The 25,396-nt window shown below is 59.8% G+C and carries 28 protein-coding genes; 17 read left to right on the top strand and 11 right to left on the bottom strand.

Annotated features, from left to right (window positions below; translation table 11 throughout):
- The first annotated feature begins 1 nt into the window (after position 1).
- Entirely contained in the window at positions 2 to 1,321 is a 1,320-nt protein-coding gene (locus tag BMZ57_RS25195; RefSeq protein WP_047541632.1) for an OprD family porin, read from the top strand.
- 170 nt (positions 1,322 to 1,491) lie between these two features.
- Here the strand turns inward: BMZ57_RS25195 and BMZ57_RS25190 are convergent, their stop codons facing one another.
- Positions 1,492 to 2,076, bottom strand: a complete 585-nt coding sequence (locus BMZ57_RS25190) for a GNAT family N-acetyltransferase (protein ID WP_331386622.1) — start codon at positions 2,074 to 2,076, stop codon at positions 1,492 to 1,494.
- Positions 2,077 to 2,164: 88 nt separating this feature from the next.
- On the opposite strand from BMZ57_RS25190, the gene BMZ57_RS25185 reads away from it, so the two are divergent.
- Positions 2,165 to 2,773 carry a LysE family translocator gene (locus tag BMZ57_RS25185; protein ID WP_069673387.1) on the top strand — a complete coding sequence of 203 codons (609 nt, stop codon included), beginning with the start codon at positions 2,165 to 2,167 and terminating at the stop codon, positions 2,771 to 2,773.
- A gap of 86 nt (positions 2,774 to 2,859) precedes the next feature.
- Here the strand turns inward: BMZ57_RS25185 and BMZ57_RS25180 are convergent, their stop codons facing one another.
- Positions 2,860 to 4,014, bottom strand: a complete 1,155-nt coding sequence (locus BMZ57_RS25180) for an acetyltransferase domain-containing protein (RefSeq protein ID WP_042572218.1) — start codon at positions 4,012 to 4,014, stop codon at positions 2,860 to 2,862.
- Positions 4,015 to 4,306: 292 nt separating this feature from the next.
- On the opposite strand from BMZ57_RS25180, the gene BMZ57_RS25175 reads away from it, so the two are divergent.
- Together BMZ57_RS25175 and yfcF are read left to right on the top strand one after the other, a co-directional pair.
- Positions 4,307 to 4,855: a DUF924 family protein gene (locus tag BMZ57_RS25175; RefSeq protein WP_010209933.1), complete on the top strand. Its 549-nt coding sequence runs from the start codon at positions 4,307 to 4,309 to the stop codon at positions 4,853 to 4,855.
- 96 nt (positions 4,856 to 4,951) lie between these two features.
- Positions 4,952 to 5,569, top strand: a complete 618-nt coding sequence (yfcF, locus tag BMZ57_RS25170; RefSeq protein ID WP_069673388.1) for a glutathione transferase — start codon at positions 4,952 to 4,954, stop codon at positions 5,567 to 5,569.
- Here yfcF and BMZ57_RS25165 read toward each other — a convergent pair.
- On the bottom strand, positions 5,544 to 5,816 hold the full coding sequence (locus BMZ57_RS25165) for a hypothetical protein (RefSeq protein WP_010209937.1): 273 nt from the start codon (positions 5,814 to 5,816) through the stop codon (positions 5,544 to 5,546). The genes yfcF and BMZ57_RS25165 overlap by 26 nt on opposite strands.
- Positions 5,817 to 5,947: 131 nt before the next feature.
- Here BMZ57_RS25165 and BMZ57_RS25160 point away from each other — a divergent pair, with 131 nt between their 5' ends.
- Both BMZ57_RS25160 and BMZ57_RS25155 read left to right on the top strand, forming a co-directional pair.
- Entirely contained in the window at positions 5,948 to 6,592 is a 645-nt protein-coding gene (locus tag BMZ57_RS25160) for a hypothetical protein (protein ID WP_044287299.1), read from the top strand.
- A gap of 36 nt (positions 6,593 to 6,628) precedes the next feature.
- Entirely contained in the window at positions 6,629 to 6,970 is a 342-nt protein-coding gene (locus BMZ57_RS25155) for a hypothetical protein (protein ID WP_042572221.1), read from the top strand.
- Between the two features lie 52 nt (positions 6,971 to 7,022).
- On the opposite strand, the gene BMZ57_RS25150 is transcribed toward BMZ57_RS25155, so the two are convergent.
- On the bottom strand, positions 7,023 to 7,769 hold the full coding sequence (locus BMZ57_RS25150; RefSeq protein WP_010209941.1) for a creatininase family protein: 747 nt from the start codon (positions 7,767 to 7,769) through the stop codon (positions 7,023 to 7,025).
- Between the two features lie 30 nt (positions 7,770 to 7,799).
- Complete coding sequence (locus tag BMZ57_RS25145; protein ID WP_016977141.1) at positions 7,800 to 8,513, bottom strand: murein L,D-transpeptidase catalytic domain family protein; 714 nt, start codon at positions 8,511 to 8,513, stop codon at positions 7,800 to 7,802.
- A 39-nt stretch (positions 8,514 to 8,552) separates the two neighbouring features.
- Between BMZ57_RS25145 and BMZ57_RS25140 the strand changes: the two genes are divergently transcribed.
- Entirely contained in the window at positions 8,553 to 10,148 is a 1,596-nt protein-coding gene (locus tag BMZ57_RS25140; protein ID WP_010209943.1) for a L,D-transpeptidase family protein, read from the top strand.
- Here the strand turns inward: BMZ57_RS25140 and BMZ57_RS25135 are convergent.
- The gene (locus BMZ57_RS25135) at positions 10,063 to 10,638 is read right to left on the bottom strand and encodes a P-loop nucleotide/nucleoside kinase family protein (RefSeq protein WP_074900673.1); all 576 of its coding nucleotides are present in this window, start codon (positions 10,636 to 10,638) and stop codon (positions 10,063 to 10,065) included. The two genes, BMZ57_RS25140 and BMZ57_RS25135, sit on opposite strands and share 86 nt — an antisense overlap.
- Positions 10,639 to 10,711: 73 nt before the next feature.
- Between BMZ57_RS25135 and dapF the strand changes: the two genes are divergently transcribed.
- Positions 10,712 to 11,515 carry a diaminopimelate epimerase gene (gene dapF, locus BMZ57_RS25130; RefSeq protein ID WP_069673389.1) on the top strand — a complete coding sequence of 268 codons (804 nt, stop codon included), beginning with the start codon at positions 10,712 to 10,714 and terminating at the stop codon, positions 11,513 to 11,515.
- Here the strand turns inward: dapF and BMZ57_RS25125 are convergent.
- Complete coding sequence (locus BMZ57_RS25125; protein WP_010209947.1) at positions 11,503 to 12,645, bottom strand: PAS domain-containing sensor histidine kinase; 1,143 nt, start codon at positions 12,643 to 12,645, stop codon at positions 11,503 to 11,505. The genes dapF and BMZ57_RS25125 overlap by 13 nt on opposite strands.
- Positions 12,635 to 13,450, bottom strand: coding sequence for an alpha/beta fold hydrolase (locus tag BMZ57_RS25120; protein ID WP_010209948.1), 816 nt, complete (start codon positions 13,448 to 13,450; stop codon positions 12,635 to 12,637). Before BMZ57_RS25120 ends, BMZ57_RS25125 begins: the two co-directional genes overlap by 11 nt.
- A gap of 128 nt (positions 13,451 to 13,578) precedes the next feature.
- On the opposite strand from BMZ57_RS25120, the gene BMZ57_RS25115 reads away from it, so the two are divergent.
- Positions 13,579 to 14,781: a TPM domain-containing protein gene (locus tag BMZ57_RS25115; protein WP_069673390.1), complete on the top strand. Its 1,203-nt coding sequence runs from the start codon at positions 13,579 to 13,581 to the stop codon at positions 14,779 to 14,781.
- A 147-nt stretch (positions 14,782 to 14,928) separates the two neighbouring features.
- Here BMZ57_RS25115 and BMZ57_RS25110 read toward each other — a convergent pair whose 3' ends face one another.
- The gene (locus tag BMZ57_RS25110) at positions 14,929 to 15,423 is read right to left on the bottom strand and encodes a DUF1543 domain-containing protein (RefSeq protein WP_010209951.1); all 495 of its coding nucleotides are present in this window, start codon (positions 15,421 to 15,423) and stop codon (positions 14,929 to 14,931) included.
- 106 nt (positions 15,424 to 15,529) lie between these two features.
- Here BMZ57_RS25110 and BMZ57_RS25105 point away from each other — a divergent pair, with 106 nt between their 5' ends.
- Entirely contained in the window at positions 15,530 to 16,351 is an 822-nt protein-coding gene (locus BMZ57_RS25105; RefSeq protein ID WP_010209952.1) for an aldo/keto reductase, read from the top strand.
- 52 nt (positions 16,352 to 16,403) lie between these two features.
- On the opposite strand, the gene BMZ57_RS25100 is transcribed toward BMZ57_RS25105, so the two are convergent.
- Positions 16,404 to 16,919: an Hcp family type VI secretion system effector gene (locus tag BMZ57_RS25100; RefSeq protein WP_010209954.1), complete on the bottom strand. Its 516-nt coding sequence runs from the start codon at positions 16,917 to 16,919 to the stop codon at positions 16,404 to 16,406.
- 478 nt (positions 16,920 to 17,397) lie between these two features.
- Between BMZ57_RS25100 and tssA the strand changes: the two genes are divergently transcribed.
- The 7 genes from tssA to BMZ57_RS25065 are packed head-to-tail and all read left to right on the top strand — an operon-like array spanning position 17,398 to position 24,801.
- Positions 17,398 to 18,951 (top strand): type VI secretion system protein TssA, encoded by a 1,554-nt coding sequence (tssA, locus tag BMZ57_RS25095; protein WP_074900670.1) that lies wholly within the window; start codon positions 17,398 to 17,400, stop codon positions 18,949 to 18,951.
- 31 nt (positions 18,952 to 18,982) lie between these two features.
- The gene (gene tssB, locus BMZ57_RS25090; RefSeq protein WP_069673391.1) at positions 18,983 to 19,480 is read left to right on the top strand and encodes a type VI secretion system contractile sheath small subunit; all 498 of its coding nucleotides are present in this window, start codon (positions 18,983 to 18,985) and stop codon (positions 19,478 to 19,480) included.
- A 28-nt stretch (positions 19,481 to 19,508) separates the two neighbouring features.
- Positions 19,509 to 20,984, top strand: coding sequence for a type VI secretion system contractile sheath large subunit (tssC, locus tag BMZ57_RS25085; protein WP_069673392.1), 1,476 nt, complete (start codon positions 19,509 to 19,511; stop codon positions 20,982 to 20,984).
- A gap of 14 nt (positions 20,985 to 20,998) precedes the next feature.
- Entirely contained in the window at positions 20,999 to 21,397 is a 399-nt protein-coding gene (tssE, locus tag BMZ57_RS25080; RefSeq protein WP_010209959.1) for a type VI secretion system baseplate subunit TssE, read from the top strand.
- Positions 21,387 to 23,174 (top strand): type VI secretion system baseplate subunit TssF, encoded by a 1,788-nt coding sequence (tssF, locus tag BMZ57_RS25075; protein WP_069673393.1) that lies wholly within the window; start codon positions 21,387 to 21,389, stop codon positions 23,172 to 23,174. The genes tssE and tssF overlap by 11 nt, the downstream gene beginning before the upstream one ends.
- Entirely contained in the window at positions 23,138 to 23,959 is an 822-nt protein-coding gene (locus BMZ57_RS29870; RefSeq protein WP_074900666.1) for a type VI secretion system baseplate subunit TssG, read from the top strand. The genes tssF and BMZ57_RS29870 overlap by 37 nt, the downstream gene beginning before the upstream one ends.
- Positions 23,956 to 24,801 carry a serine/threonine-protein kinase gene (locus tag BMZ57_RS25065; RefSeq protein ID WP_069673394.1) on the top strand — a complete coding sequence of 282 codons (846 nt, stop codon included), beginning with the start codon at positions 23,956 to 23,958 and terminating at the stop codon, positions 24,799 to 24,801. The genes BMZ57_RS29870 and BMZ57_RS25065 overlap by 4 nt, the downstream gene beginning before the upstream one ends.
- 4 nt (positions 24,802 to 24,805) lie before the next feature.
- Here the strand turns inward: BMZ57_RS25065 and BMZ57_RS25060 are convergent, their stop codons facing one another.
- Positions 24,806 to 25,135, bottom strand: a complete 330-nt coding sequence (locus tag BMZ57_RS25060) for a DUF6388 family protein (RefSeq protein ID WP_069673395.1) — start codon at positions 25,133 to 25,135, stop codon at positions 24,806 to 24,808.
- Positions 25,136 to 25,396 lie beyond the last annotated feature (261 nt).

Here is a 25,396-nt window from a genome sequence, read left to right as displayed (position 1 = left end):
GATGAAAGCCACTTTGAATGTGTTAAGCGTGTTGACTGGCGGCCTGGGCGTTGCCCTGAGCCCTTTGGCGTCGGCTGATTTCTTGAGCGACAGCAAAGCCAACTTGAGCATGCGCAACTTCTACTTCAACAACGACAACCGGGATGGCACCGCCGCCCCGTCGAAGACTGAAGAGTGGGGCCAGGCGTTTATCCTCAACTACCAGTCGGGCTTCACCGACGGCACCGTGGGGTTTGGTCTCGATGCCATCGGCATGCTCGGCATCACCCTCGACAGCGGCGCCGGTCGCCATGTGGGCAGCTCGATGATCCCCAACGATGACGGCAAGGCCACCGACAACTGGGCCCGAGGTGGCGCCACCGCCAAGGCACGTTTTGCCAAGAGCGAACTGCGCTACGGTTACCTGCGCCCGAACCTGCCGATCCTGGTGAGCAACGACGGCCGCCTGTTGCCGCAGTCGTTCGACGGTGGGCAAATCACCAGCAAGGACATCGACAACCTGACCCTGATCGGCGGCCAACTGCAACACACCACCGGCCGTGGCTCCAGCGACCGTAGCGGTCTGGCGGTGGCGGGCGGCACCCAGGAAAGCAACACATTCAACTACGCCGGTGCCGATTATCAGGTGACCAAGGACCTGATGCTCCAGTACTACTACGCCAACCTCGAAGACTATTACCAACAGCACTTCGCCGGGCTGATCCACGTGTTGCCCCTGGGCGACTACGGCTCGTTGAAAACCGACCTGCGCTACTTCAAGACCACCTCCGACGGCAAGAACAGCAGCGTCGCCGGCCGTGCCGAAGGCTACAAGCTCGGCGGCTACACCAAGAACGGCACGGGTGAAATCGACAACAACACGTGGAGCGCGGCGTTCATCTACTCCCTGGGCCCGCACGCGATCACCGCCGGTTACCAACAGGTCTCGGACGACAGCAACTTCGCCCAACTCAACCAGGGTGGCCTGGTGAATAAAGGGGAGGGCGGTTCCAGCCTGTACCTCTACACCGACCGTACCGTGCAAACCTTCATCCAGGCCGGCGAGCGCACCGCCTTTGCGCAATACGCTTATGACTTCGCGTCACTCGGCGTACCGGGGTTGAAGGCCTCGGTGATGTACTTGAAGGGTGACCACATCCTCACCGCCAGCGGCAACGATGCGAGCGAGTGGGAGCGGGACATCTCGTTGGATTACGTGGTGCAGAGCGGGACGTTCAAAAACGTCGGGTTTGGCTGGCGCAACGGTGTGTCGCGCAGTGAAGTGGCGCGGGATCAGGATCAGAACCGGGTGTTTGTAAATTACTCGATTCCGTTGATGTAACGTCCCTTCAAACACCGCAAAGCCCAATGTGGGAGCCGTCGAACCCAGTGAGGTCGCGATGACCACAGCACTGTCGATAGAGATGCCGCCTGACACACGGCTATCGTCGCCTCGCTGAAGCTCGACAACTCCCACTTTTGCGCTCTGTCATTGAGCCTGCAGCATCTGTCTCAGCTGTGCCCCAAGGCTTTTGTGTGGGTGGCCGTGTCATCAGCCACTTGATCAAAACCACAGCGAAGGTAGAAAGCTGCCGCCTCAGAGGAATCGGTGGACAGACGTACCTGGTAAAAATGCACGGCAGCGTTTTCCAGCAATTGATGCACCAAGGCCTTTCCAGCCTGCCGCCCACGGTGATTGCGCTCTACGTAGACCCGGCGAAGCCGTCCAACGCCCGGTCCCGCAAAGGGATCACAAGACAGACCGCCGACTGCGATCAACTGCCCTTCACAAAACATCCCTAGAAAGCATTCACCCGGTTGATCAAATCGATGGGTGCCATCTTCCCACTCTGTGATCAATCGTGTCAGGAACCTGAAACCTTCGGCGACTGCCTGAACTTCGAGCGCGCGGATCTGCACCGGAAGTTGCTCCAGTTTACGTATCGAGACGTTTGCGTTGCGCTGACTCAAAGGAACTGTCCGTGAATCCAGGTTGCCTTGATTCGTTGTGTCCATGCCTGGTTTTATCCCGAAGAGTTCGACAAACACTATACCCGTGGCGAGGCAGCTTACTCCCGCCGGAAGGCGCAGCATCATCCCCATATCGGCCACAACCACAAACGTGCAAGAATCCCCCCAACGCCCCTCAGTAGACTCGCCGCACTCTTTCTACTGCAGGTCTCCCATGGACATCTTCCTCTACGCCTTCAGCGTCATGTACAGCCCCGGCCCCGTGAATTTCATGGGCCTTAACGCCGGGCTCACGGGGCAGTTCCGTCGCTCCACCGGGTTTTTCATCGGCGTGGGGTGCGCGATGCTGGTGTTGTTCATGCTGTTCGGCTACACCGGCGAAGCGATCATTTCTCAGGCGGCGTTGCCCTATATCTCATTGATTGGCGGCGTGTACACCCTCTACCTGGCTTATCAGGTGTTCACCGCGCGCACGGTGGTCGATGAAGAAGCCTCAACCGCACCGACCAGGACCCTCACGTTCTGGAACGGCCTGGTGATCCAGTTGCTCAACCCCAAGGGCATCATGGCGGTGCTGCCGATCACCAGCGTCATGCTGCCGGCGGCGCATATCACCGGGGTGTCGATTGCGGTGGTGTCGGGGTTGCTGGCCTTTGGCGCGTTTGGCGCGCCGTGGATCTATGCGTTGCTCGGCGCACTCCTGGGACGGCGGATCAACGGGACGTCAGCGTTTACGGTGTTCAACCGCTGTATGGGCCTGGCGCTGGCGGTGTGTGCGTATTTCATGTTTCAGGCGTTCTATCTGCATCTGGTCGCGACATGAAGGGCCCTGGGCGCCTCGGTAGCCTGCATAGACCGAGGTGATGCAATCGCAGGCAAGCCAGCACCCACAGAAAAGCTGTCCGGATTCTATAGATATTTGAGCCAGGCCAGGTCGCGGCGCCGCGCCTTCAGCCCGGCGAACCAATGTACCGGCGGGTACAGCGCCAGCGGCAGCAGCAGCGCCACCAGCCAAATGGCGCCCATGCCGTCAAAGCCGAAGTAGTTGCCGTGATTCAGGCCAAACAGCGCCACGCACACGACGTAGAGGATTTTCAGCACATACAGGTGCAGCAAATAAAAGAACATCGGCGCCGCCCCGAAGGTGGCGAGCATGCTGATCCAACGCTTGGCCCCAGCTTGTTCAAACGCCAGCAACAGCAACAATCCGATACCCAGCGTCAGGGCCAAAAACAGCAACGAAGGCGGGTACTTGGTGATGTTGAAAAAACTCATCAGGGTTTGCACGCCGTTGTCATAGGCTTGCCATGGTGTGTCGCCATACCCATTGGCCGCTCGCACCACCACGAACCCCACCCACGCACTCACACCGCCGAGCAACAGATAACGTTGGCGCAACGTCGGCTGCATGCTTTTGGCAAACCACGGGCCCAGGCAATAACCCAGGGCTATCACACCGATCCACGGCAGCACCGGATAAGTGATGCGCAGGCGCAGCGAGTCGCCCACCTCGATCCAACTGCGCTCATGCAGGATCGCCCATGGAACATGCAGTGCCGAACCGGTCTCGAAGTGCAGCCCGTCCAGCAGGTTGTGCCCGGCGATAATCACCACCGCCAACGCAATCAACAGCGGACGCGGCAACCACACCAGCGCGGCAAGGGCGATCATGCTCACGCCAATCGCCCAGATCACTTGCATGTAGATCACGCTGGGCGGCAACTGGAAGGTCCACGCGAAGTTGACCAAGGTGAATTCCAGCACCACCAGAAACAGCCCGCGCTTGAACAGGAACGCCGACACGTCGCGTCGGCCCTGGTATTTCTGGCCATACAGCCAGGCCGATAACCCCGTGAGCAACACAAACACGGGCGCACACAGGTGGGCGAGGGTACGGCTGACAAACAGCGCAGGCTCGGTGCTGTCGATGGTCATCGGGTCGCTGACCTGGCGGTGCAGCAGGAAGGTTTCGCGCACGTGGTCCAGCAGCATGAACAGGATTACCAGGCCGCGCAGGGCATCAATGGAGAGCAGGCGTTGGCGCAGGGGAACAGCATCGGTCATGGGGGGGGTCACAGGGTAGGGCGAAAGTGGGGTGTTATTCTATAACATTAGTGTGCGCGTTGCTGCGATTCGTTGTTCAGATTTGAATGCGATCAGTTCTTGACTGCTACCGGGGTCGGGGGATCGGCATGTCGTCTTCGCTCCCTCTGCCTGTCCAGGCGTTGTATTGCGAACATCGCCGGTTTCGGCAGCGAGCCGCACGCAGTCAAGTGCTCGGCAACAGTGGACTTCTGATCCGCAAACACGGTCCACTGTAGGCGCCGGCGAGCCGGTTCCTACAGGAGATAGCCCCGTGAGTGCGACCCAACACACCCCACAATCCGTCATCGAGTTCTGGAAACACGCCGGCCCCAAGCGCTGGTTTGCCAAGGACGAAGCCTTCGACGCCCGCTTTCGCGACACCTTCCACACCACCCACCTGCAAGCTGCCCGGCGTGAACTCGAACACTGGCTGGACTCTGCGCAAGGTGCCCTGGCCCTGCTGATCCTGCTCGACCAATACCCGCGCAACGCCTTTCGCGGCACCGCCCATATGTTCGCCACCGACCCGCTGGCACGCTTGTACGCCCGCCGCCTGGTCGACGCCGGGCTGGATCAACAGATCGACCCGGGGTTGCGCGCATTCTGTTACCTGCCGTTCGAACATTCGGAAAACCCGGCGGACCAGCAGCGCTCGCTGATCCTCAACCAGGCATTGGACGCCAGCACCTACCATTGGGCCAAGGAACATGCCCGGATCATCGAGCGGTTCGGGCGCTTTCCTCATCGGAATGAGGTGTTGGCTCGGGAGACCACGGAGGAAGAACGCGCCTTCCTGGACGAGGGTGGGTTTGCCGGCTAGGCCAGTATTCCGCCAAGGAATGCCCCCATAAAAACAGCGCATTGTCTTTCTTGCGGCACATCTCGTAGCGTGGTGTTCCCCTCAAGGAGAATCGTTATGCGCCTGTATGTTGACCATATGTACACCAGCCCCTACGCCCTGTCGGTGTTCGTCACGCTGCGCGAAAAAGGCCTGGCGTTCGACACGATCACCCTGGACCTGGATGCCGCGCAACAGCACGCGGCCGACTTCGCCCGCCTGTCCCTGACCCAACGCGTGCCGACCTTGGTAGAGGGCGACTTCGCCTTGTCGGAGTCCTCCGCGATCACCGAGTACCTGGAGCAGGCCTACCCCGGAACGCCGGTGTACCCGGCCGACCCAAAGCTGCGGGCGAGGGCGCGCCAGGTACAGGCATGGTTGCGCAGTGACTTGCTGCCGATCCGCCAGGAGCGTTCGACGATGGTGGTGTTCTACGGGCAGAAGATGCCGCCATTGTCCCCAGTCGCTGAAGCGGCGGCGGCCAAGTTGATCAGTGCGGCGCAGGACTTGTTGGTCGGCAACCCAGCGTATCTGTTCGGCGACTGGTCAATCGCCGATGTGGACCTGGCCGTGATGCTTAACCGCCTGATTCTCAACGGCGACAGCGTACCTGGCGAATTGGTGGAATACGCGCAGCGCCAGTGGCAGCGGCCCTCCGTACAGGCGTGGGTCAATCAGCATCGTCCTGCGCTGTAGAGCGCTCAGAGATTTGCAGGACCCGGCGATCCAGGTCCTCCCAATCCGCCATGCCCAGCACCCGCGTTGTGTTCAGGCCGCGCAGGTAACCGCGCAGTTGTTGGGCGCTGGCGCTGACTTGATCGTTGTCAGCCGCCTCGTCCAACAGCACGTTTTCATAATCGACCAGGTAATCGGCGACCCGCTCGCGAAACTCCGGTAGTACGGCTTCGCGGATGCGGTCGAAGGTTTTCTGGTGGGGCTTCATGGCGGGGTCCTTATAAGTTTTATGTCAGCACTATCGGTTCAGATAATAGTCACCATCATGGAACGCAAGTTCTGTTTTTGCGGGAAAAGCGCAAAATCACCCCATCGAGATGCTGTTCAAGGAAATACGCGATGAGGACGTTTATTCAGCTGGCTTTGATGACTTTGATGCTCGGCACGGTTGCCTTCAACAACGCGGCAGTCGCCGATGATCTGCGCACGCGCCATTTGCTACCTGTCAACGGTAGCGTAGAATCCCTGCAGCACGCGCAGTCGGTGGGTGTATTGCTGAGTGACAACACCCGCGACAACCTCAGCTACCTCGAACGCTACCACGACATGGCCTTGAATGGCGCCAGGGATGCCCTCGACGGGCGTATCCGCCAGGCGTTCGTCAACAGCTCCGACCCGGAGCTGGCCATCGATTGGTTGATGAGCTCGCTGCAAGGCACCTTTTTGTCGGTGACGGTCTACGACAACCTGGATGCCCTGGTGCAGGCTCACCCCGATGTGGTGGTGATGCTCGATACCCATAACCAGTTGCTGACCCAGCGTAACGACCAGGTCGAGGCGCGTTTCATTGCGCGGTTCTACGATGCGAACCTGCAATACATCGCCAAGGCCGAAGGCTCGGTGCACAAGCAGGTGCCATCGGTGTGGGTACACGACAAGGCCGCGCCGGAAATTGCCGCGCAGATCGAGCAGCAGCGGGATGTGCAACTGGATGCCTTGAAGCAGTTCGATGCCTCGCTCAAAGCGTTGGTTCGTGCCGGTTGATGTGAACCTTTATTTTTTTATCGTCAGGAATTTTTGATGCGCGCTTTTTTCGCCCCGGCCTTTGCCCTTGCTTCCTTGTTGTTGGCCGGTTGTGTTTCCGCCCCCAACGCTCCAACCATGACCTTCCAGACCAGCAAAACGCCTGAAGCCTATGTGCAGTGTGTGTTGCCCAAGCTGGAAAAACACGGGATCGCCGCCACCGTGACGCAGAACTCGCGCCACGCCAAAGTGGTATTGACCAGCAAGATTGCCGCCGATGATGTGCTGGAAGCCTACAAGTCCCAGGACGGTGGCAAGGTGTTCCTGTATGAGCGCAAGCCGCTGGCGTCGACGATTAAGCCGTCGCGATTGGAACTTGCCGCACAGGAATGTAAGTAACACCGCCCCCAGTGGGAGCGGGCTTGCTCCCACATTTTGAAGTGTGTCAGGCCTAAGGTTTGGCTTCGTTGCTGAAGGCGTTGACCGTCTTGACCAACCCCTGCGCCGCCAACGCCACCAGCTCCCCACCTTTTTCCACTGTCGCCAGCGCCGGGTCCGAACCCATGCGTCCGTCCGGGAAGCGTGCGCGGAAGTCCAGGGCTTCACGGATCGGCCCGGTGTTGGCAATTTGCGGCGAGTAATCCGCCGTCTTGATCGCGTCCGGGTAGGCCCATTGGGTCACTGCAATCTCCGAAGGCGTGGCATGGCTGCCATGGCCCACCGGGAATTGGCGTTGCGCCAGGTCGTTCACACCTTCCAGGTCCCACCAGTTCACCAGCTTCAAGGCAAACCCGGCCGGGCGGCGGGCGAAGCTGGCTTCGGCGTACAGCTCGGAAAATGCGGCTTCAATGGTGGCGATATTGCCGCCGTGGCCGTTCAGAAACAGGATCTTCTCGAAACCATGCCCGGCCAGCGAGCGCACCCAATCGCCAATCGCGGCGATAAAAGTGGAAGGGCGCAGGGAAATGGTGCCGGGAAAGCCCAGGTGATGCTGGGCCATGCCGATGTTGAAGGTGGGGCCGATCAGCAGGTCGGCGTTCTTCTGCGCTTCATGGGCGATGATTTCCGGGCACATCCAGTCGGTGCCCAGCAGGCCGGTGGGGCCATGCTGTTCGTTGGAACCGATCGGAATCACCACCGTGCGGTTGCGCTCCAGAAACTGCCCGATCTCGATCCAGGTGGATTTGTGTAGAAGCATGCGACGCTCTCTTTTATCTATGGGGACAGGCTATCCGCCACGGATTGTACGACTACTCGCCACCTGTTGGGGTTTGCAATTGAGGTAGGTCGAAGACTTCAACCAGCGCTGATCGGGGTACCACGAAAACATGAACTGCCCATCCTTGAGCTTATCCACTACCTGGCGCGCCACTTGCGGGCGCACGGCCGGGCAACCCTGGCTGCGGCCGATACGGCCTTCGCGCTTGCTCCACAGCGGGCTCACATAGTCGGCGGCGTGAATCACGATGGCACGATCGCGGGCCTGGTCATTGAAACCCGGCTCCAGGCCATCCATGCGCAGCGAGTAGCCGTGGGTGCCCAGGTAGCTTTCCTGGGTGCGGAACAGCCCAAGGCTGGACTGGTGGCTGCCTTCCAGGTTGGAGAACTGTGTGGCGAAGTTCTCCCCGGATTTGGCACCATGGGCCACCAGGTCGCGCAGCACCAGGGTCTTCTTGCGCAGATCGAAGATCCACAGCCGACGGGCGGTCGATGGCTGGGAGTAGTCAATAACCGCTAGGCGCTCGGAACGTTCTTCGCCGTTATTGACCGCACACTGCACCGCGTTCAGGGCGCTTTTGAGTACGGTGGGATTGAGTTCTGGAGCCGAGCGCGCCAGGCTGCTATACAAGTTAGGAGAGGTCTGATTGGCAGCAAGCGCAAAATTGCTCAGCGTAGCCAACGCCACGGTCATCAAACCGAGGCGGCGCATGAAAGTCAGCATCTACGAAGTGTCCCCCGGTGTGGATTGGAGCCTGGTCAATTGTTCAAAAAACACGCATGTTACTTGAGCATTTGCCTGCTCGTTGCACCATTGGTCGCGACAGCCGTCGCGCTGCCGGTCGAGCCGTTGCCGGTGACCACGCCGGCGCCGGTCGATCTGGCACCCGTGCAACAGGCGTTGGCGCAACTGCCCAGTGTCTGCCCGGACCTGGCTCGGCAGGTCGACGCCGCCGCCCAACTGCGCCTGCAAGCCTTCTACCAGCAGCAAGGCAACATGCCGCTGTGGTCCGCCGATGACCGTCGACAAGCCCTGCAATCTCAGTTGCTGATGCTCGCCGATGACGGCCTGGACCCTACCCACTATAGCTTGCCTGTGCCAGATGCCGCGGCTAACGTGCTGTGCAGCGATATCACCAGCAGCCAGCACTACCTGCAAGCCCTGCAGGATCTTCATTACGGCCGCCTGCAGCAATCGCGCTTCGAACCGCTGTGGCACGCTCAACCACCCACCCGCGACCCCAACGTCGAAGTGCTGGCGTTTGCGGCCCAAGGTCTGCAAGACATGGCCCAGGCGTTCGACCAGGCACGGCCCAGTGCCGATTTGTATCGCAGCCTGCGCAACGCTTATTCCACCGTGCGCCAGCAACCCTTACCGCATTGGGACCCTGTGGCCAGCGGCCCGCTGCTGCGTCCGGGCATGGAAGACCCCCGCGTGCCGGAGCTGGCGCGGCGCCTGATCAGTGGCGGCTACCTGGCCAACGCGCCCAGCGGCAAGCAGTACCGCGATGAACTGGTCAAGGCGGTCAAGGCCTTTCAGCTCAGCCATTCGTTGCAGGCCGACGGGGTGATCGGCGCCGGCACTGTGGCCGAATTGAACATCAGCCCGGCGGTGCGCCGCGAACAACTGCGCATCAACCTCGAACGTTTTCGCTGGCTGGCCCAGGACTTGGAGCCCGAAGGCGTGTTGGTCAACGTCGCTGCCGCGCAACTGAGCGTGTACCAGAGCGGCATCCCGGTCTGGCAAACCCGCTTGCAAGTCGGTCGCGCCGAACGTCAGACGCCGCTGCTCAAATCGCGCATTACCCGGCTGACCCTCAACCCCACCTGGACCATCCCACCCACCATCATGCGCGAGGACAAACTCCCGGCCATCCGCCTCAACCCCGAATACCTGCGCCAGCAGAACCTGCAAGTACTGGACGCCGAAGGCCACCCGCTGACTGCCGAACAGGTGGACTGGGCCCGACCCGGCAATATCCTGCTGCGTCAGGAAGCCGGTCCGCGCAATCCGCTGGGCAAGATCGTGATGCGTTTTCCCAACCCGTACTCGGTGTACCTGCATGACACGCCGAGCCAACCGCTGTTCACCAAGGGACCGCGGGCATTCAGCTCAGGGTGCGTGCGGGTCGAGCAACCGTTGTTGCTGCGGGATTTGTTGGTGAGCCCGGCTGAGCGCGCCCGTACCGATGAGCTGCTGGCTACCGGCCTGACCCATGAGTTCAGGTTGGCCACGCCGGTACCGGTGCTGTTGAGTTATTGGACGGTTGAGGTCAATCGCGAGGGCGGGTTGGTGTATGCGCCGGATATCTATGGGCGGGACCTGGTGTTGATGAAGGCGATGGGGAGCGTGCTTTGAGCGTCGCCAGCACTCTTGTTACCGCCTCATACGGCGTCATGAGTGCGGTATCGAGCGTCATCGGCACTTCGGCCCACGCCTCGTACTCATGCGCCAGCACCGACTCCCAAGGGGGTGGAGCCAGGCCGGGAATATCTCCCGTTCGGGCTTCCACCCGCCGTTGATGTTCCTGCCGGTCAGAACAAATCACCCGAATATCCAGCAACTGCGCACCTGCCATTGCCGCCGATGTTTTCCACGCCTCCCGGCTTTCCTTGACCGGGTTCACGCAGTCAGCCACCACCGCATGCCCCAATCGCAGATTGCTCAACGCCAAGGCATTCGCTACCCCATAACCGCTGGCACCCACATCGCTCGCCAACACGCCCGCGTCACGGATCGCCTGCTCAATCACATCGATGCGCAGGTACACTGCGCCGATCTGGCCTGCCAGCGCCTGGGCGATGGTGGTCTTGCCGGTGCCGGGCAGTCCGCTGAAGACAATTAGCATGGGTGGCTCTCGATAAGATGGGTGCGGTTCAGGGTATCCTTCAGTTCCCCATCGGTCGACCACAGGACAGCCCATGCCTCTGCCGTTTGTGAAAATGCACGCCCATGGCGATGATTTCATCATCATCGATCGCCGGGGCCTGCACGATCCGATTACCGCGAAAGTTGCCCGCCAACTCGGTAACCGCCACACCGGTATCGGTTTCAACCAACTGGCCGTGCTGCTCGATTGTGATGACGCCGCCGCGCGCATCAAATTCTGGAACCCCAACGGTACGCCGCTGGCCACCTGCGGCAGTGCCACCCGTGGCGTGGCTGACCGTCTGATGCATGAGGCGGGCACGGATTCGGTGGTGCTGCGTACCGACCGCGGCTTGCTGACCTGTGTGCGGGCTGCGGGGCGGCAAATTTCGGTGAACATGGGTGAGCCGTCGCTGGACTGGTCGGCCGTGCCGCTGGCCGAGGCCATGGATACGCTCACCTTGCCCATCGATGGCAACCCGGCGGCGTGCAGCATGGGCAATCCGCATTGCACCTTTTTCGTGGAAGACCTCACGGCTGTCGACGTGGCGACCGTGGGCCCGGTGCTGGAAATTCACCCATTGTTCCCAGCCAAGACCAATGTGCATTTCGTGCAGGTGCTCGACCGTGGTCATATCCGCCTGCGCATCTGGGAGCGCGGCGGTGGCGTGCCGCTGGGTTCCGGGTCGTGCTGCTGTGGCGCGGTGGTCAATGGGATCCGCCGTGGCTTGCTGGACGCCACGGTGCAGGTGCACTGCGACGGCGGCACGGTGACTGTGCACTGGGCGGGCGAGGGGGCAGTGGTGCTCACAGGCAGCGTGGAGCCGGTGATGCAGGGCAGCGCCTACGTAGGCTGAAAGTTGACGGTAAACGTCGTGCCGCCCGTGACACAGGAACTCACCGCTACATCGCCGCCATGCACCCTGGCCAATTCGCGCACGATGTACAGGCCAAGGCCGACGCTGCGTACGTCACTGCCCTGATCGGTACCACGTGTCATGGGCTCGAACAATTCGGCCAGCAACGCTTTCGGGATCACTCGGCCGTAGTTATGTACCGACACTTCGCACCGGTTATCTCCCAGGCGTGAAGTGATGGTGATTGGTCGTTGCGGGTCACCATACGCCACGCTGTTCGCCACCAGATTACCGATGATCTGCTGCACGCGGTCGGCGTCCAGACTGGCGTCGCCATTGCCATCGGCGAGGTGCACCAAGGATGCCTTGGGAAAGGCCACGCGCAGTTCATCCACAGCACGATGAATCACCTCATGCAGGTCCAGCGGCGCTGCCTTGATGGTGATGCCCTGGCCGACGCGTGCCTGGGTGAAGTCCAGCAGGTCGGCGATCATGCGTTGGGCACGCTCGGACGACTGGCCGATATGTCCGAGCAGTTGGCGTTCCTTGGTCGTGCGTTCGCCCCTTGCCAGAAAATCCGAGGCCATACGTATGGCGGTCAGCGGGTTTTTCAGGTCATGGCTGACAATCGCCACCATTTGCTCGGCAAACCGTGCGCGACTCTGGGAAATGGCATAGGCCTCGTGCAATTCGGCCTGGGCGTGCTGCAGGGCAAGTTCGGTGTCAGTCTTTTCCTGAAGCAAGGCCTCGGCCAGTTTGCGTGCATTGAGCAGCTCGCGCTCGTACTTGTCACGGTCAGTGGTGCCGAACAGCGCCAGGTCGTGTACCACGGCATCGGTCTGTTCTCGCTTGATACCGTTGAGCAGTACGGTCACTTTGTGGCCGTCACGGTGCAGCATGTCGAGTTTCACTTCGGTGACGCTGCCGCGCATGCGCAGCATCGGCGCCAGATGGGTCTGGTGGAAGATTTGCCCGCCCATGGTCAGCAAATCCTGAAAACGCTTGCCGCACAGCTCAGTCGTGCTGAACCCCAGCCACTCGCTGAACCGCGCATTGACTTGCAGGATCGTGCCGTCCTCTGCCGTGACGGCGAGGGCGCAGGCGGCGCTGTCGAACAGATCAGTCGGCACGTGCAGCCGCCCAAGGGGCCAGGAAGCTGTGCATGGCGGTTGCACAGGCGTGCGGCGCGCTCATGTGCGGGCAATGGCCGACGTTGTCCACCAAGCAATAGGTGCTATTGGGCAACACGCTGTGCAGGTATTCACCTACGGCGACCGGGGCAATCAGGTCGTCGCTCGATTGCAGGACCAGTACCGGAGTGGCCAGGCCGATCACGTCCTGGCGGTTATCCGACATGAAAGTCACCCGTGCAAATTGCTTGGCGATCTCAGGTTCGGTGCGGCAAAAGCTGTCGGTCAATTCCTGGCTCAACGCCGGTTGCCCAGGCGCGCCCATGATCACCGGCGCCATGGCGCTGGACCAACCGAGGTAGTTGCTGTCGAGGGTGTCGAGCAGGTCCTGGATATCGCCCCGTTTGAAGCCGCCGACATAACCGTCGGCGTCGATGTAGCGCGGCGAGGGGCCGATCATGACGTGGGCGGCAATACGGTTGGGGGCCTGGCGGTCGGCGAGGGTGCTGATCATGGCGCTCACCGAATGGCTCACCAAGATCACTGGGCCCACGGCGAAGGCGTCAATGATCTCGTTCAAATCGCGCGCGTAACCGTCGAGGGAACTGTATTTGGCCTTGTCGAACGCACTGAGGTCCGACAGGCCGGCGCCCACCAAGTCGTACATCACCACGCGAAAACGCTCGGAAAATTGCGGGGCCAGGTAGTTCCACATCGCCTGGTTGCAGCCGAAGCCGTGGGAGAACACCAGGGTCGAACTGCCGTTGCCCATCACACTGACATTGTTGCGGTGGCGTAGATCCATGGGCTTTCCGGTTGTGGCGTTTTGCTATGCGTGAAGGGAGTTTAAATAGTCAACGGCGTGGGGTCACGCGATATAGTGCGGATAAGGTAAAGTCGCCGCCTTCAGGAAGAAACTTCAGGTAACAAAACATGATGGCGATTCTGCGGCAATCCGTCTTGAGTCTGGTGGCGCTGGTGTTCTTAGGCCTTTTGAGCACCGCCCAGGCGGACACTTCACCGATTGGCGTCGCCCTCGACCAACGGGTGATCGACCTCACCGACACCCTGGATGCCAGCACCACCACCCGTCTGAAAAACCAACTGGCCGACCTCGAGCAGCGCAAGGGCGCGCAGGTGGCCGTGCTACTGGTGCCCACCACCGGCGGTGCGAGCATCGAGGATTACGCCAATCAACTGTTCCGCGCCTGGAAGTTGGGACGCAAGGGCGTCAATGACGGCGTCCTGCTGGTGGTGGCCAAGGAGGACCGTAAGGTGCGTATTGAGGTGGGGTACGGCCTGGAGGGTACGGTGACTGACCTGCTGGCACACCGCATCATCGAAGAACACATCACCCCGGCCTTCCGCCAGGGGGATTTTGCCGGCGGTGTTTCCCAGGGGGTAAACGACTTGGTGGTGCTGGTGGACGGCGGCGACCTACCCCAAATCGCCGGGCCAGGGGCGAATCCTCAGTTCATTGCGATAGCGCTGGCGTTTGTCATCGGCTCCATTGGCGGTGTGCTCATTAGCGCCGGTAGGCTTCACTGGCGCCGCGCCTTGATTGCGATGGCGGCCGTCACCGTGCTGCTGGCGATTTTTGGTGGGGGCCGCGACTGGCTGATGTTCCTGCTGGTGCTGCCATTGACCCTGCTGATCGGCGGCGCGACGTTTGGTGCGTTGTGGATGGCCCGCTCGGTGTTTTACGGCGTGGTTGCGCTGCTGGCCTACATCCTTGGGTTGGTGGTGGTTGATCAGCGATATGCCGACGTCAACTTCATTCATTGGTTGGTGTTTCCGCTGGGTGCGTTGCTGGCGTTGGGGTTGTACCTGGTCCTGTTGATGATCATGAAGGACGCCTGGAAGCAGAGCCGCGTAGGGTTTATTGCGCGACTGGTGGCCGCGGTGGGGGTGTATGTGGCGGCGGGGATGCTGATGGAACTCGGCCGTAACGGTTGGTTGTACGCCTTCCCGATAGCCTCGTTCGCAGCGCTGTTCATTTTTGGCAAGACCAGCGGCGGGTCTGGGTCCGGGTCGAGTGGTGGCTCAAGCTCGGGTTCCAGCAGCTCCAGTTCCAGTAGCAGTTCTTCCGGTGGCGGAGGCTCCAGTGGGGGTGGCGGGGCATCCGGAAGCTGGTAAAGGCGCCAGGCTGCGTGTAATCCACCGATCTCTGCACGCCGCCCCCGGGCTGGACGTGCGCAGACCGCTTCGCGGCTGCCGCGTCATCCCTTCAATAAATAATGCAAACAGCTCCGCCAGGGGATAGTCCGCCCCGCTGTAGAAGCGTCAGGTCAGGACGATGTAGTCATTCTGCTGGCGGATCGGCTGGTGCGGGCCCTGTACCAAGTGAACATAGCGACCGTCCACCAGATCGATCGGCAGGCAATCATCGATATCCAGTACGCCGTCGGTGTGGGCCTGGGACCACTGGCGCAGCATTTGTTGCTTGCCCTTGCTCGTAGCCTCCTGTTTATTGCGGGCCACCACCAACAGGTAGTGGTGGGCTTCGCCAAAGCTGTTGGCTTCATAACCGCCAAGGTTAATGAAGTACAGGTGATGCGCGCCGGCAGCAGGCGCCAGGGGGCTGAACTCGACTTTCCAACCGTCGACGCCATCCACCGCCATCCACGCATCGATATGCATACCCTTGGGGCCGCCAAACCAGCCATCGCGCAATTGCGGGTAGGTGGCCTCCAGCGTGTCCGCGACAACAAATACCACATCGTGTACTTCAATTTTCGCCCGGGGGTGCTTACCCCCGAGCATGACGACAAACAGCATTACAGGTTCTTCCTGGCGACTTGGCAGAGGCTAACCATACTTCGATTGAACCCTTTTGTCCGGCCAATGCCACACTGTTAATCCGCGAACTCATGAGGAGGTTGTCATGCGCACCATCGATCTGGCGGGTGTTCCCGTTCCTGTTATCGGCCAGGGAACCTGGCGCATGGGCGAAAACCCCGACCAGCACCGCGCTGAAGTCGCGGCGTTGCAATTGGGCATCGACGAGGGCATGACCCTGATCGATACCGCCGAAATGTACGGCGATGGTGGCGCCGAAACAGTGGTCGGCGAAGCCATTCGTGGCAAGCGCGACCAGGTATTTCTGGTGAGCAAGGTCTACCCGCACAACGCCAGTCACAAGGGCGTGCCCCGCGCCTGTGAAGCCAGTCTCCAACGCCTGGGCACGGACTACATCGATCTTTATCTGTTGCACTGGCGCGGCCAGTACCCCCTCGAAGAAACCGTCGAAGCCTTCGAACGCCTGCGCGAAGCCGGCAAAATCGGGCGTTGGGGGGTGTCCAATTTCGATGTGGCCGACCTGCAGGAACTCGCATCCCCGGCCTGCGCCACCAACCAGGTGCTCTACAACATCGAAGAGCGTGGCATCGAATTCGACCTACTGCCGTGGTGGCAACAGCATCACTTGCCCTTGATGGCGTATTGCCCGATCGCCCAGGGTGGTGAGTTGTTGTCCAGCCCGACCCTCAAGCAGATCGCCCACCGCCATGAGGTCACACCCGCGCAGGTCTCCCTGGCCTGGGTGTTACGCCAGGATGGCGTGATCGCAATCCCCAAGGCCGTCACCCCTGAGCACGTGCGGCTCAATGCGGCCGCCGCCAAGCTGGTACTGGATGAGCACGACCTGGAGGCGATTGATCGCGTGTTTGGCGCACCCAAACGCAAACATCCACTGGCGATGGTTTAGCCCCTTCGCAGGGACGGCGCCATCCTTGGCGCCGTCCCTGCGTCAAGCCGGTTTAACCTGCAACCGGGCTACGCCAGTCATCTGACCCTGATGTGCCGGACACTTCGTGGGTCCACACGATCTTGCGATAGGTGAAGTAAACGTCTTCCAAGTGAGTGAAATGAGCGTTGTCCGGATCCTGGCAGTTCGGCATGCGTGACTGGATGTCCACGATGGTCGCCCCCTCCAGTTCAATCGTAAAGTAGTGCTCCTGGGTGCCGGCCGACGAGGTGCGCAACCATTCCAGCCGGCACTTGACCTCTTCGCCGCTGGTCAATGCACTGAACAGCAACGGTGAGGATTTATCGAAGACTTTGCTGATCATCATGGGCTTATGCACCCTCTGGCCCGTTGGTTGGCCGGATTGAGGGTCACGCGGAATGATCACCTGGTGAGAAAAGGCCTGGACCAGGATCTGGTCCTCATGGCCTTCCTGATAAATGTTACCTACCGAGTCCTGGGTAAACGTGCCTGCCGTGATCAAACCTTGTTTGACGCCGGTGACGGAGAGATACGCGGGTGTTGGCATGACGGGTTTCCTTGTCTGATTGAAGAGGTAGTTCCAACCGATAATTACGCGGGTTGGGAAAGGTGCCTAGTACAAGAACCGTGCCTGAAAGTACGCGGGCCAATAAACATTGAGGTGTGGCGTTATATAAGTTCGTTTTTTGGGTTGTGTGGGATGAACTTTGTGGGTGTAAACCGTATTTAATTGCGCAGCTGTGCGCATTTAGTTGCTCAGTTGGAAGAATGGTTGAATGTCGAAGTTGTAAGGTCAAGTTGAGCGCATAAGCATGAATGGGTGCGCAAAATGCTGCGCAGTGGCCCATTTAATACGGTTGTAGGAAAAGGATTAAGTGTCATTCCGTCGCTTGCTGAATGATTTGGGCGTGGCTAAGGTTCGGGAACTTTGCAGAAGTTAGGGCAAGGTTCAGATGCCTTCTAATCCGTATTTCAAGTGCGGTTAGTGGGCTGCTCCCGTCTTGGTTAGTTGCGCCTGGTGCGAAATGTCTTATTCGGACACGCTGTGTGATTATTATCTTGAAGTTGCAAGGTCGCCTTGTTCGCAAACATGTTTTGCGGGCGGCGATATGCGCTTTTCAAGTGAATATGAATGCCTGGAATCCGAGTTGACCAAGGCGCAATCCATTCATGGCACCCGCCAGCCTGATTGGCACAAGATCCTGGAAACCAGCGAACGCCTGTTGCGCCAGCAATCCAAGGATCTACGCGTGGTGGTGTGGATGACCTGGGCGTTGTACCAACGTGAGTCTTATCCAGGCTTGCTGGCGGGTCTCGGGTTGCTGCGCTATCTCTGTGAGCATCATTGGGTGGAGAGCTACCCCGAAAAACTGCGTACCCGAAGCGCAGCGTTCGCCTGGCTGGTGTTGCGCATTGAGCCTCTGTTTGCACAGGGCCTGCCACTCCAGAACCAGCAGCTGTTGTTCCGCGCCGTGCTTGAGCACCTGACGAGCCTTGAAGAGCTGTGGGGCAGGCACTTGGGGGACGACGCGCCGCTGCTGCTGCCGATTCGCAGGCAATTGGCCCAACGGCTGGAGCAGGCGCTTCAGGCTGATGCCCCGGCAGCAGGCTTGAGCGGCGTCATTGCCCAGGTCAAGCAGGCGACCAGTCAATTGCTCAAATCCGAGCCCGTGGTGGACAACGAAAAAGACGCAGGCAAGTTGCTACGCACTTTGCAGGAGCAGGCCCGTCCGTTGTGTGCCTGGTGGTTGCGCCAGAACGCCACCGATCTACGCGCCCTGCGTCTCAACCGAACGTTGAACTGGCTCGTCCTGAGCGGATATCCGGACGCCGACAGCGAACGGGTTACCACCCTGCGTGGGCCAGCCCCTGAAAAACTCAAGCGTTATCAGGAGCGTTTTGCTCAAGGGCATCACGCCGACCTGGTACTTGAACTCGAAGCCAGTCTCGCCGGTGCGATGTTCTGGTTTGACGGGCTGCACATGCTCTGGCAATGCCTGGAAGCCTTGCGGGCCGAACAGGCCATGATCGAGTTGGAAGTGACCTTCGCCTTGCTGCTGCAACGTCTGCCGGACCTGCCGTCCTTCTGTTTTCACGACGGCATCCCTTTTGCCGACGCCGCCAGCCGTGACTGGATCACGCTGCAGGTCAGCCGTCATCTGCAAACACCCGAATCAGCCGCCGTGGTGATTGATACCGAAGCCGAGCCTTGGGAGAGCGCCTTGCAGGCAGTCGCACCCCGGTTGCGACAGGACGGGCTCAAAGCCGCGATCCATGAACTCAAACAAGGGATGTATGCCGCTCGCAGCGAACGCGCGCGATTTCATTGGCGGCTTGCCCAGGCGCGCCTGTGTGTGCAGGCCGGCAAGCATGAGCTGGCGAAGATCCAGCTCGAACACCTGGACCACGAACTGCAACACACAGGTCTTGAGCACTGGGAGCCGGAGTTGGCCCTTCAGGTCACCCAGCTTCTGTATCGCTGCTGCGACCTGTTGCCACAAAACCACGCAGTGCGTGAGCGCAAGGAAGACACCCATCGCAGGCTGTGCCTCTTCGATCTGGAAGCGGTACTTGAATAGGCTTTCGAGCCACTGAATAAGGAAATACACCATGGCCAAAGACGTTTCGGTCGCCCCCAAGGAGCGTATCAACATCACTTTCAAGCCCGCTGTAGGCGGGGCGCAGGAAGAAGTCGAGCTGCCGTTGAAGCTGTTGGTGCTGGGCGATTTCACCCAGCGTGAAGATGCGCGCAAGCTCGAAGATCGAAAGCCAATTGCGATCGATAAGAACACCCTGGATGACGTGTTGGCCAAACAGGCGTTGTGCCTGACGCTGAACGTGCCTAACCGTCTGCAGGAGGATGCAGACGTTGAGGAACTGGCCATTCAGGTAAGCATTAATTCCATGAAGGATTTTAATCCCGCGAACCTGGTAGAGCAGGTGCCCGAGTTGCACAAGCTGATGGCGTTGCGCGAGGCGTTGATGGCGCTCAAAGGCCCGTTGGGCAACACGCCGAGCTTTCGCAAGGCTATCGAGCAGGCCCTGGCCGATGACGATTCCCGTGCCCGGGTATTGGCGGAGCTGGGGCTGGACACGCCTGACGCCTGACATTTTTCAGTAAAAGGACACTGACCGCATGACAACACAACATCACTCACTGCCTGCACAAACCGCTGATCAATACAGCATTCTCGACAACATCGTTGCACAGACTCTGCTGAGTGCGGACGACGAGGCGTATGGCATTGCCAAGCGTGGCGTCTCGGCGTTCATCGAAGAGCTGATCAAGCCGCAGAACCGTGGTGAGCCCGTCAAGAAGCGGCTGGTGGATCGGATGATTGCCGAGATCGACACGAAGCTCAGTCTTCAGATGGATGAGATTCTGCACCACCCGGATTTCCAGGCCTTGGAAGCTTCCTGGAAAGGTTTGCAGTTGTTGGTTGATCGCACCAATTTTCGCGAGAACATCAAGATCGAACTGCTGAACATCTCTCGGCAAGACCTGCTGGAAGATTTCGAGGACTCTCCGGAAGTGACCCAGTCCGGGCTTTACAAGCATATCTACAGTGCGGAATACGGTCAGTTCGGCGGCCAGCCTGTGGGCGCGATTATCGCCAATTACTTTCTGTCCCCCAGCGCACCCGACGTGAAGCTGATGCAATACGCATCCAGCGTGGCCTGCATGGCCCATGCGCCGTTTATCGCAGCTGCCGGGCCTGGGTTCTTCGGGTTGGAAAGTTTCACCGGCCTACCGGATCTCAAAGATCTGAAAGACCATTTCGAAGGCCCTCAATTCGCCAAATGGCAAAGTTTTCGCCAAAGCGAAGACGCACGCTATATCGGCTTGACCGTGCCGCGTTTCCTGCTTCGTACGCCCTACGATCCCCTTGAATGCCCGGTCAAGACCTTTGCCTATAAGGAAAACGTGGTCAACAGCCATGAGCACTACCTGTGGGGCAACACTGCCTACGCCTTTGCTACGCGTTTGACCGACAGTTTCGCGCGCTTTCGCTGGTGTCCGAACATCATCGGCCCGCAAAGCGGTGGCGCGGTGGAGGACTTGCCGCTGCATCACTTCCACAGCATGGGTGAAATTGAAACCAAGATCCCGACTGAAGTGCTGGTTTCCGATCGGCGTGAATACGAGCTGGCGCAGGAGGGCTTTATTGCCTTGACGATGCGCAAGGGTAGCGACAATGCAGCATTTTTTTCCGCCAGTTCGGTTCAGAAGCCGAAACACTTCGGTCTCAGTCCAGAAGGCAAGGAGGCCGAGCTGAATTACCGCCTGGGCACTCAATTGCCCTACATGATGGTGGTGAATCGCCTGGCCCACTACCTCAAGGTCTTGCAGCGCGAGCAATTGGGGTCGTGGAAGGAGCGCACTGACCTGGAGCTTGAACTCAACAAGTGGATTCGCCAGTACGTCGCCGATCAGGAAAACCCCAGTGCCGAAGTGCGTGGGAGGCGACCCTTGCGGGCGGCCCGCATCGTTGTCAGCGATGTCGACGGCGAACCCGGTTGGTACCGCGTCAACTTGAGTGTGCGCCCGCACTTCAAGTACATGGGGGCGGATTTCACATTGTCCTTGGTCGGCAAGCTCGACAAAGAATGAGCAGAGGCCAGCGAATGCCCAATCACCAGAGTCTTTTCCAGCGCCTTGAACGCCCGGCTACTCCCGCAAGTGCCGTGACATCCGTCGCGAGTCACCTGGGAAAAATGCTCAGCATCCGTGCGGGCAGTGTGCAGACGCTGCCGGATTACGGCTTGCCCGACCTCAATGACATGAACCAGAGCCTGCATGAGTCATTGGCTCAGTCACGCTTGTTGATCGAGCGATTCATCCGCGCCTACGAGCCGCGCTTGAAGGATGTGCGGGTCAAGACGTTGCCGAGGGACCATGACCCGCTGGCCCTGGCCTTCGCCATTGAAGCCACGCTAGTGATTAAGGGCACCCAGCACCCCGTAGTGTTCACCGCTCGGCTAGGCGACTCCGGTCGGGTAGAGGTCTTGCCGGATGTCGTTTAATCGTTATTACCAAAGCGAACTCAGCGCGTTGCGACAACTCGGGCGGCAGTTCTCCGAGCGTAATCCTGCGCTCGCTCCGTTTCTCGCAGAGGCCGGTCAAGATCCGGATGTAGAGCGTCTGCTGGAAGGCTTTGCGTTTCTTACGGGGCGCTTGCGCCAGAAACTCGATGACGAGCTTCCAGAACTGACCCACTCGCTGATGCATTTGCTCTGGCCCAACTACATGCGCCCGATGCCTGCGTTCAGCATGCTGCAGTTTGATCCGTTGAAGCACTCAGGTCCTGACGTGTGCGTGGCGAGGGGGACGCCGGTTGAGAGCGCCGCAGTCAATGGCGAGCGATGCCGTTTTCGGACCTGCTATGCCACGCAGGTTCTACCGTTGCAGTTGAACGCCTTGGAGTATGGCTCCCGAGCAGGACAGGGGGTGTTGAGTCTGCGTCTGGAGATGAGCGCCGAAGGGAATTTCAGTGAATGGACCCTCAACCGGTTGCGTCTGCATTTCGCCGGGGATCGCTACATCAGCCAGGAGCTGTACCTGAGCCTGCTGCGTCATCTGGAGGGTATCGAACTGCTGCCTTTGGGCCACGATGGCCTACCGGTCAATGGGGTTGATGGTCAGGCGTTATCGCTACGACTGGGTGCCGACCAGGTCCAGCCGGTGGGTTTCAGCGAGGAACAGGCGTTGATCCCGTATCCGCAGAATACCTTTCCGGGGTATCGCCACCTGCAGGAGTATTTTGCCTTCCCTGACAAGTATCTGTTTGTCGATGTGGGGGGCCTGGGGGTACTGCAGGAATTACCTGGCGAATTGCTCAAGCAGGTCAGTGGAGTGATGTTGCGCTTCGAGTTGCGCAGTCCATGGGGTGAGTCCCGGCAGCCCACCCTGGAGAACGTCAAACTGTACTGCACCCCCATCGTGAACCTGTTCAAGCATGATGCAGTGCCCATCCGCCTGGATGGGAAGCAGGATGAGTACCTGCTCGTCCCCGGTGAGTATTCACGGGAAAACGCGAGCGTATTTTCCGTTGACAGTGTCACAGGGTGGCAACCGGGTGGGCGTAGATACAAGACCTACGTGCCCTTCGAATCCTTCGAACATGATGTCGATAACGACCTGTCGGATGGCCCAGGGAGTTACAGCATTCGTCAACGGCCATCGACACAACATGCAGGCCTTGAGACCTGGCTTGCGTTTGGTAACGGTCCTGGGTCAGCGCAACAAACACTGTCGATCGAGTTGACGTGTACCAATCACAATCTGCCTCGGCTATTGCAGCTTGGGGACATCAACCTGCCTTGCGAACAGACGCCAGAGGGGTTGTCGTTTCGGAATATCTGCGCACCGACGGCCAGTTTCCCGCCCCCCCTGGATCAGGATTTTCTCTGGCGGTTGATCAGCAACCTGTCGCTCAACTATCTGTCGTTGAGCGACATCAATGCCTTGAAGGTGATCCTTCAAACCTATGACTTACCGCGCTACCACGACCGACAAGCGCAGAAGATCAGCGAGAGGAAGCTGGGCGCAATGCGATCCGTCAGTCATACGGCGGTTGACCGATTGCACCGTGGCTTGCCGTTTCGGGGGATACGAATTGATCTGAGCATCGATCCCCAAGGCTTTTTGGGGCATGGCGAAGTGTTCGTCTTCGCGTCGGTACTCAACGAATTCTTCGCGCTTTACGCCAGCCTCAACGCCTACCACGAACTAAGAGTCATCAGCACACAAGGAGACGTGTACCTATGGCCACCACGGATGGGGCAGCAGCCCCTGCTTTGACGCGATTGTCCCTGAGCATCCGCGAGTACTCGCTATTCCAGGCAGTTTTGCAGGTGATCAAACGCTTGCGCGTTGCCCATCCGCTGTTGGATGAAGACGCGTTGTATGACCTGTTGGAGTTTCACGCCAATCCAGGTCTTGGCTTTCCCGGTCACGATATTGACCGGGTGGAGTTTTTCATCGAACACGAGCAGTTGCGTGCGCGTCTTCGACTCAACCTGTTGGGCTTGTGTGGCGCGGGGTCGCCCTTGCCGGCGTTTTATGGCGAGCAGGCGTGTGCCGACGGGGTGGGTGGCAATACCACGCGAGATTTTCTGGACGTGTTTCATCACCGTCTGCAACGACTGATGCTACCCGTCTGGCGTAAGTACCGTTTGTTACTGGAGCACCATCGCGCCGCCTGTGTCTGGGCAGGGGATAGCCGATGCTACCTGTGGCGAGGGCAGCGGCTGTATCAACTGTCGCGGGACCACTCTCTGCAGCAGCAACTGATAGACACGCAACAGTTGAGCCCGGAACTGGCCCAGGCTCATCCTGGCGCAAGAGCCTTGACCCGTGCGGTGGGAGCCAGGCAGCCATTGAGCCTTGAGATATTGGAGCTGCGCGCCCAGCCCGGTGATGTGTTTTTGTTGTGCAGCGACGGTCTGTACCAGGGGCTCAGCCATAAGGAGTTGGGGAGTGCCATGAGCGCAGGCACGCCACGGCAGGTGGTGGATCGGTTGTTCCGTGGCGTGCTGCAGGGGCCGGCACGGGATGACCTGACCGCCGTGGTAGTCCAGCCATGAGCGCAGCGGCAGGTCCGCCGAACTTGCTGGCGGGGCGCTATCAGCTTGAGCGGATCCTCGGCACCGGGGGCATGGGGGTGGTCTATCGCGCGCGGGATCTGCTGCATGAAGCTTTCGGCGAGCCAGACTGCCGTGTGGCGCTGAAATTGTTAGGCGAGAGCCTATCCGCCTCCACCGACGCGCATGTGCTTCTCTACAGCGAGTTCGCCCTGACCCGAAGCCTGCGCCATGATCACGTGGTGCGTGCATTTTCGTTCGAGGTAGACACAGCCCTCCAAGTGGCATTCTTCACCATGGAAGTGATGCCTGGACTGACCCTGGATCGCCTGCTCCAGGAGTGTCCTCAAGGACTGCCATGGCAAGAGTTGCAACCCATGGCCCTGCAACTGCTGGAAGCACTGGCCTACACCCACCGGCAGGGTGTCCTGCATGGCGATGTGAAACCGGCGAATATTATGGTTGGGGAGCAGGGGCTACGCTTGTTCGATTTTGGCTTGGGTCACGCGCAAGCCCAGGCAGAGGCGGGCTTGCCGGCTTTGAGCCGCAACCGGCTGAATGCCTGGACGCCGGCGTATGCGGCACCGGAGCTGATAGCAGGAGGATTGCCGTCGGCTAGCGCCGACTTGTATGGGGCGGCCCGGGTGCTCTATGAGATGGCCGAAGGACGGCGGCCCTTAGAGCCTCACCGCAATCAACGATTGCCACGACCCAGGCAACTGCCCAGGCAGTACTGGCCGTTGTTACGTTCAGCATTGGCCATTGACCCTGAGCAGCGAACCGTCGATGTTGCCGAGCTGTGCGAGGGCTTGGCAGCCCGTCGGTGCCTATGGTTCAGGGGCTAATGCGTCAACCGGCCACATCATGTATCCGGCAGTATTCGTCCCAGCTCAGCCCCGCCATCTGTGCTACTTCCTTGTGGACTTCAAGGCGTTGGGTTTCAAAGGCTTCGGGGGACTCGGCGGTCAGTTTCAGGGTCAACTCCCAGGCAAACAGGCCCTGACGTTCGGCTTCGGCTTCGAAGGCTTCATGCAGCCGTTCGGCGCGGTAGTGTGCCAGGGTTTCGCCCTTGGCTTGTGCGGCCAGCGGGTTCAAGGTCTCGAGTTCTGCGGCAACATCGGGGTGTTCGTTGAGGAATCTGTCCAGTGCCAACTGGTGGTTATCGCCGGGTGGTGACAAGGGCTTACTCCATTCAATGGCCGGGCTTTGGTCCGTGGCCTGCCGCGAGGCGGCGGGTGCGTTTGTATCGCCGGCGGTTGGTCCAGGCACGCATAGGATTGAGTAAAAACAATAACAGGAAGGTCATCAGCACCGAAGCAGATTTAGTGAGTGGCCCACGTCACAAAACTCAATTACTTTTGAAATCTGAGGAATTGACTGTCATCCATTATGGAAAAACATCTGGATAAATGGCAAAAGGCTTTCGCTCAGCGTGCCTTG

It is taken from the genome of Pseudomonas simiae (assembly GCF_900111895.1).
Lineage (GTDB): Bacteria > Pseudomonadota > Gammaproteobacteria > Pseudomonadales > Pseudomonadaceae > Aquipseudomonas > Aquipseudomonas simiae.
This window is presented reverse-complemented; position numbering and strand designations above follow the sequence as displayed.

Coding starts and splice junctions, on each gene's coding strand:
- BMZ57_RS25195 (WP_047541632.1), top strand. CDS start 2: ATGAAAGCCACTTTGAATGTGTTAAGCGTGTTGACTGGCGGCCTGGGC.
- BMZ57_RS25190 (WP_331386622.1), bottom strand. CDS start 2,076: ATGATGCTGCGCCTTCCGGCGGGAGTAAGCTGCCTCGCCACGGGTATA.
- BMZ57_RS25185 (WP_069673387.1), top strand. CDS start 2,165: ATGGACATCTTCCTCTACGCCTTCAGCGTCATGTACAGCCCCGGCCCC.
- BMZ57_RS25180 (WP_042572218.1), bottom strand. CDS start 4,014: ATGACCGATGCTGTTCCCCTGCGCCAACGCCTGCTCTCCATTGATGCC.
- yfcF (WP_069673388.1), top strand. CDS start 4,952: ATGCGCCTGTATGTTGACCATATGTACACCAGCCCCTACGCCCTGTCG.
- BMZ57_RS25165 (WP_010209937.1), bottom strand. CDS start 5,816: ATGAAGCCCCACCAGAAAACCTTCGACCGCATCCGCGAAGCCGTACTA.
- BMZ57_RS25160 (WP_044287299.1), top strand. CDS start 5,948: ATGAGGACGTTTATTCAGCTGGCTTTGATGACTTTGATGCTCGGCACG.
- BMZ57_RS25155 (WP_042572221.1), top strand. CDS start 6,629: ATGCGCGCTTTTTTCGCCCCGGCCTTTGCCCTTGCTTCCTTGTTGTTG.
- BMZ57_RS25150 (WP_010209941.1), bottom strand. CDS start 7,769: ATGCTTCTACACAAATCCACCTGGATCGAGATCGGGCAGTTTCTGGAG.
- BMZ57_RS25145 (WP_016977141.1), bottom strand. CDS start 8,513: ATGCTGACTTTCATGCGCCGCCTCGGTTTGATGACCGTGGCGTTGGCT.
- BMZ57_RS25135 (WP_074900673.1), bottom strand. CDS start 10,638: ATGCTAATTGTCTTCAGCGGACTGCCCGGCACCGGCAAGACCACCATC.
- dapF (WP_069673389.1), top strand. CDS start 10,712: ATGCCTCTGCCGTTTGTGAAAATGCACGCCCATGGCGATGATTTCATC.
- BMZ57_RS25120 (WP_010209948.1), bottom strand. CDS start 13,450: ATGGATCTACGCCACCGCAACAATGTCAGTGTGATGGGCAACGGCAGT.
- BMZ57_RS25115 (WP_069673390.1), top strand. CDS start 13,579: ATGATGGCGATTCTGCGGCAATCCGTCTTGAGTCTGGTGGCGCTGGTG.
- BMZ57_RS25110 (WP_010209951.1), bottom strand. CDS start 15,423: ATGCTGTTTGTCGTCATGCTCGGGGGTAAGCACCCCCGGGCGAAAATT.
- BMZ57_RS25105 (WP_010209952.1), top strand. CDS start 15,530: ATGCGCACCATCGATCTGGCGGGTGTTCCCGTTCCTGTTATCGGCCAG.
- BMZ57_RS25100 (WP_010209954.1), bottom strand. CDS start 16,919: ATGCCAACACCCGCGTATCTCTCCGTCACCGGCGTCAAACAAGGTTTG.
- tssA (WP_074900670.1), top strand. CDS start 17,398: ATGTCTTATTCGGACACGCTGTGTGATTATTATCTTGAAGTTGCAAGG.
- tssB (WP_069673391.1), top strand. CDS start 18,983: ATGGCCAAAGACGTTTCGGTCGCCCCCAAGGAGCGTATCAACATCACT.
- tssC (WP_069673392.1), top strand. CDS start 19,509: ATGACAACACAACATCACTCACTGCCTGCACAAACCGCTGATCAATAC.
- tssE (WP_010209959.1), top strand. CDS start 20,999: ATGCCCAATCACCAGAGTCTTTTCCAGCGCCTTGAACGCCCGGCTACT.
- tssF (WP_069673393.1), top strand. CDS start 21,387: ATGTCGTTTAATCGTTATTACCAAAGCGAACTCAGCGCGTTGCGACAA.
- BMZ57_RS29870 (WP_074900666.1), top strand. CDS start 23,138: ATGGCCACCACGGATGGGGCAGCAGCCCCTGCTTTGACGCGATTGTCC.
- BMZ57_RS25065 (WP_069673394.1), top strand. CDS start 23,956: ATGAGCGCAGCGGCAGGTCCGCCGAACTTGCTGGCGGGGCGCTATCAG.